The 5,143-nt window shown below is 57.9% G+C and carries 5 protein-coding genes; 1 reads left to right on the top strand and 4 read right to left on the bottom strand.

Annotated elements, in window-relative coordinates:
• Positions 1-88: 88 nt before the first annotated feature.
• The 3 genes from queE to queC are packed head-to-tail and all read right to left on the bottom strand — an operon-like array spanning position 89 to position 1,868.
• Positions 89-826, bottom strand: a complete 738-nt coding sequence (queE, locus tag AC07FD_RS33250) for a 7-carboxy-7-deazaguanine synthase QueE (RefSeq protein ID WP_378924048.1) — start codon at positions 824-826, stop codon at positions 89-91.
• Positions 814-1,170 (bottom strand): 6-carboxytetrahydropterin synthase QueD, encoded by a 357-nt coding sequence (queD, locus tag AC07FD_RS33245; RefSeq protein ID WP_095090498.1) that lies wholly within the window; start codon positions 1,168-1,170, stop codon positions 814-816. The genes queE and queD overlap by 13 nt, the downstream gene beginning before the upstream one ends.
• Positions 1,170-1,868, bottom strand: a complete 699-nt coding sequence (gene queC / locus AC07FD_RS33240) for a 7-cyano-7-deazaguanine synthase QueC (protein WP_095090499.1) — start codon at positions 1,866-1,868, stop codon at positions 1,170-1,172. The genes queD and queC overlap by 1 nt, the downstream gene beginning before the upstream one ends.
• A gap of 849 nt (positions 1,869-2,717) precedes the next feature.
• On the opposite strand from queC, the gene AC07FD_RS33235 reads away from it, so the two are divergent.
• The gene (locus tag AC07FD_RS33235) at positions 2,718-2,969 is read left to right on the top strand and encodes a DUF6074 family protein (protein WP_378976522.1); all 252 of its coding nucleotides are present in this window, start codon (positions 2,718-2,720) and stop codon (positions 2,967-2,969) included.
• 705 nt (positions 2,970-3,674) lie between these two features.
• Here AC07FD_RS33235 and AC07FD_RS33230 read toward each other — a convergent pair.
• Positions 3,675-4,649: a hypothetical protein gene (locus AC07FD_RS33230; protein ID WP_095090096.1), complete on the bottom strand. Its 975-nt coding sequence runs from the start codon at positions 4,647-4,649 to the stop codon at positions 3,675-3,677.
• Positions 4,650-5,143: the final 494 nt, after the last annotated feature.

Here is a 5,143-nt window from a genome sequence, read left to right as displayed (position 1 = left end):
CGGAATGCGAGAATGGGCCCATGTCGGTCAAACCCAATGACTCTTGGTATAAGACCCGCAGGCGCAGTTCCAGTGAAAGGCGGGCAGGCTAGACGCCTCTCTTGTTACCCCAGAGCATAACGTGCAACTGCGGCAGCACGCGGGCTTCGAACCACCTGTCGCGGGTCACGCTTTCAACCAACCACTCCATGCGTTTCGTTATTCCGTCAAGGTCGACAGCGGAGTCTGCATTTCCGGGGCGCGGCGGCGTGTGATTGCCGGGTTGCAGATAGATCGGCAATCGTGGAAATCTCGCGGCGGCGTCCTTCGCGTAGGCGTAGTCGCTTTCGTCGAACACAACGAGCTTGAGCACGACTTGCGGCTTCTCGTTTGCCGCCTGGACGCATGCCTCGATAGCGGCCCAATCGGTCGTCATTTCGCTTGACGGCGGCTTTGGGCTCAGAACCAGTACGTCAAGCTCGGCAAACCAGTCCCTGACCACCGAACCTTGGGTTTCCAGCGCAAAACGGTATCCTTCCCGGTGGCCCCGTTCGATAAGCGCACCGAGCGGCTGGATGGCCGGATTGCCGCCCGACAGCGACACCATAACCGGGCGGCCACCGGAAAGCCCAACCACGCTTTGCCAGACCGCGTCAACGGACATCATTTCCCATTCATGGCGGTATTGATTGTCCACCGCATGCAGGCTGTCGCACCAGGAACAGCGATAGTCACACCCGCCGGTTCTGACGAAGACCGTAGGCAAACCGATGAGCACGCCTTCGCCCTGGATCGTCGGCCCGAAAATCTCACTGACGCGGATTGCGGGATGCGTCATGGCCGCCATTCCGCCCATGTTTTCGGTGTTTCGCTCACCCGCACGGCCGAAGTCTCCGGCAGGCGTGCCTTGCACCATTCATAAAAATGTCTTGCCAGGTATTCCGCCGTGACTTGCTCATGTCCCAGCGCATCGTTGAGATGTCGGTGGTCGAAACTCTGGTCGATATAGCGTTTGAGCGATGCCAAATCGTGATAGTCGCGTACGAACCCGTGCTCGTTCAGTTCCTTCGCCGAAAGCTCTACTTCGACGATGTAATTATGTCCGTGCAGGCGCGCGCACTGGTGGTCGGGAGGCAAGGAGGTCAGCTGATGCGAGGCTGAGAAGTGGAATTCCTTGGTGATGCGGAACATTACACGTTCCTCCTATGCAGCGCCTCGAGCCAGAAGTCGGCATCCTCGTAGTTGGTAGGGTCAGGGTGCTGCGCGAGATGGAACGCTTCGCGTCGCTCGACGCAGGTCCCGCACCGCCCGCAGTGACGCTCACCGCCCTTGTAGCAAGACCAGGTCTCCGCAAATTGCGTGCCGTATCGTGCTCCATCCTCAACGATGTCCGCCTTGGTGAGATTCACGTAAGGCGCATGAAGGCGAATGTTCGCGTAGCCGTCGAGGGCGCGGTCTTGCATCATCTGGAAGGCATCAATGAAGGCCGGACGGCAATCTGGATAGATGAAATGATCCCCTCCATGCACGGCCGTCGCCACCGCTTCGGCCCCCTGCGCGGCCGCGAATCCAAAGGCGGTAGCTAACATGATGGCGTTCCGGTTCGGCACCACCGTGACCTTCATCCTGTCTTCGGCGTAGTGCCCGTCCGGCACGTCCACACTATCGGTTAGGGCGGAGCCGGAAAGGCCGCGGCCGATTTCGCGGATATCGATGATCCGATGCAGCACGTTTAGTCGCTCCGCGCAAAGGGCGGCGAAGCCCAATTCCTTCCTGTGCCGTTGGCCATAATCGAAAGATAGCAGGCTGGCGAGTTGGTGCTCCGCTGCCACCTTGTGAGCAAGCGAAACGGAATCCAATCCGCCGGAGCAGATGACGAGAGTCTTCATCGTTGGGTTCCTTGTTTTGACCGGGTAGGCTGCGACCGGAGTTTTATGTGGGTCCCCAGTACTCCAGGGATTCCATTTTGTGAATGAGGCGACGAGTTGCATGCGCCGACGTGTCGCTGTGCGCCATCGGGCGGAGCTGAACCTGCAAGAAGGCGCGGACCGTTTTTTGATCAAACGGCCGACCTCGCGCCATCTCTGCGGCTACTGGCAGGGCAAAGGCCGCCACTTTATCTGAGGAGTCGATTGAGACTTTTCAGCGCCTACAGCTTGCGTTCGAGAGCATCGACTCTATCGGTGAAAATTTGCCCTCAATGCGGCCAAGAGATCCATCTATTGAAGTCTGAAGGTCGGCAAACCGCCGCCGAAATTGATCGTGAGTTCGAGATCATCGCGCAGCTCAGATTGCCGACGTTTTCGGCAATGAGCGGCACCTTCATAGACTTCTCCAACAAAACAGGGACGCGTGATACAATTGGGAGATTTCCTCCCGACCGGCGCTCCCAACAAATTAAATTGAACGGCTCGATTTCGGCCGGATCGGCCTCGTCCACCGACTGGCCCAGCTTACCGCGGCAGCCAGGATGGAATATGGCGGTTCACCTGGGTTCTGATCAAGTCCGAGAGCCTGCTCGCCGATAGCGCTTCCTGTCCTATTCCCTGCTGCTCATCATCACTGATGGACTTCCTGGACGGAAGTCGAACTCGCGAAAGCCGCCGCATCCATCGCGGGGACACCCAACCAAGCCCTGGTCAATTTATTGCAGGGCCCCCCCATAAAAGAAAGCGCTGTTAACCAAATTTTTCAACGCGCCAATTCTTATTCGCCAAACTGAAGGGGTGAGGTGATCGATGTGTGATTCAAACATAAGCGTGTTCCCGCTGCATCGTCGGCGGAAATTGGTCGAAGGGATCGCCCGGGTCTTGGAATCCAAAAACGGGAAGGATGCGAATGCGTTCTGGCGCAGCACCGTCACGACAATTCTCGTTCAACTGTCCGAATCGGGAATTGCACCCAGGCTCGCCGAACAAGAGGTTCGAACGCTTCTTCATGCCGTCATAGGCGATATAGCGACCCGGAATGCTGCGAAGTTTGCCCAATAGAACGCCAACAGAGTCATCGGTCGCCACCCCCCTTTGGATAGACGTGGTGAGAGCATGGAAGAGGCCGCCCCTATAGGAACGATCGATGCTTCAAACTCGTTGGAGATCGGAATTTGAACGCATCGACAGTCGGGGCGAATAACAGAACTCTATGCGGGCCATTGTGGATCTCGCCGGATACATCCGTCCGACGGTTGCGGCCTGGATGAATAGCAAGGGCTAGGAGAAGGGTGTTCTGGAGCATAATCCCCTAACCGGCGTTACAAGCAAATCGGCAAACCTCTTCATCCCGTGTCCATTGAGTTCGTCCAGGCGAGCAGCGAGGATCTAACGCGATTTCCTCGCAGTAGCGCCCTCGGATGCGCGGCGCCGTGCTGCGCCGCTGTCAATTCCCATGATGCGAAGTTTTCCGCTGAGATGAAAGATTGCTTCCGTAACGGACCAGGCTGACCAAACGCACGCTCGAAGTAAAGCACTCGAGCCATGTCGATCTGACAACTGCGGGGGGCCTATTGGGCCGTGTTGCCGAAAGCGCGGCACGGCAACCGATTCGCACACGCGATCGAGAGGCGTTTGCCTGTCGCCAGGCGGCGCCTCTGGCGACAGCTCGAAACCGACCTGCACAAAACGCTTTGGGCCAATCATCCGGAGATGGCGCCATTGCCCTTATCTCAGTTGGGAAGGTTGTTTCGGGAATTTTCGAAATCAGCGAATGACCGGCTCGCCATGGAAGCGTCGCCGCGAGGGCGGGGACACGCCGAAACCGACTTCCATCATCAAGCGTGGCCTACGCGCCGGCACAGTGCCCATATGGAAGCCGAACGGATCCTCGACGAAACCGAGACCGGCTTCGCCGGTCAGTGTAATGGGGCTCTGCTGGCCGTAGACGTCCAGAACCTCTTGGGCCGGATGGTCGACGAGAAGCGTCAGCTGGTGCTTGAAGGTCCGGCGGTTATGGCTGCCGCGGACATAGACGTGCGGGCCGGTGCCTTCGTCGACTGGCACCAGATAGAAGAAGAACTTCAGCATCCGCCAGTCATCGACATCGAAGTGGTATTTGCCGAGCGAAGCGAGGTTCTTGTCGGCGTCGGAGGCCTGTTCGGTGGGGAAGCTCCACCAGACGCGCGTGGTAATCAGTTTCGCCTGGCCTCCGAGATAGTGCGCAGCGACATCCATGAGCAGCGGATCGCTCTGTATGGCGAGTGCGGCCTTACAACCGAGAATGCGCTCGAAATAGTGGCCGCTGAGCAACGGACGGCCGAGCCGGGCCTCAGCTTCCGCATGCTCCATCGGCATGAATTCGAGACGGCGATCGAAATTGCCAAAGCAAGGCGTGCACCGGGCGAAGGCGGCGATCTCCTGGTGGATAAATGGCGGCAGGACGAGCCCGGAAAAGAGCCCCTGCGACCGCAGCGCGTTGACGACATCCTGTCGATTGACACCCATGAACATCGTGTCCAGGGCTTTCTGTGACTCTTGAACAGGCTTTGCACCACGCCAGTGCATTCTGCGCGCCGGCATGGTGCGGGCGAGTACGAACATCGGCAGCCATGCAGGGTTCTCGCGAATATCCGACAAATAAGTCGGAATGCGCACGGCAATGCGATGCAGCATGCTGCCGTTTCGCGCGACGGCCTCAAGGCTTGCAGGGCTGGATTTGTCAGGGCTTGTACAGGTCATCAGGATCCTCATGCACTTTCAACGAAGCGAGGTTCTCACCGCTTCGTCATTATTATCCAAACCCCGATTCCCGCACCGAAAGGACGCTGACCACGCGTCAAGTTCTTGTGCAATGCACAAAAACCTCGCGCCGTATTAGCTGCATTCAGATCGTGGCGTTTCGAATAAGCCAGCTATCAGGCAAACGGCCGCGGAGGGAAACCCCAGCGGCACGCAAACCACGTGCCATGCAATATTCTATCTAACCGCGTCCCCTTCTCCGCCGCCTGACCCAGAGAATTTGCCGGTCTCTAACCGAAACGACAGCCCATCTGACAATAAATGTCCACGCGACAACCATTGGTAGCGGCGCTTCATGCCTAGCGAGGACGACAGTGTCGGGTTTACGACGCAGGTCGGAGACCAGACATAGATGGGGTGGCTCACCACGTTGTAACTGAAAGCTCTAGGACCAATCGACATTCAGGATTCAAATTTGCAGCGGTACGTGATTC

It is taken from the genome of Mesorhizobium waitakense (assembly GCF_056431085.1).
This window is presented reverse-complemented; position numbering and strand designations above follow the sequence as displayed.

Coding starts and splice junctions, on each gene's coding strand:
- queE (WP_378924048.1), bottom strand. CDS start 826: ATGGCGGCCATGACGCATCCCGCAATCCGCGTCAGTGAGATTTTCGGG.
- queD (WP_095090498.1), bottom strand. CDS start 1,170: ATGTTCCGCATCACCAAGGAATTCCACTTCTCAGCCTCGCATCAGCTG.
- queC (WP_095090499.1), bottom strand. CDS start 1,868: ATGAAGACTCTCGTCATCTGCTCCGGCGGATTGGATTCCGTTTCGCTT.
- AC07FD_RS33235 (WP_378976522.1), top strand. CDS start 2,718: ATGTGTGATTCAAACATAAGCGTGTTCCCGCTGCATCGTCGGCGGAAA.
- AC07FD_RS33230 (WP_095090096.1), bottom strand. CDS start 4,649: ATGACCTGTACAAGCCCTGACAAATCCAGCCCTGCAAGCCTTGAGGCC.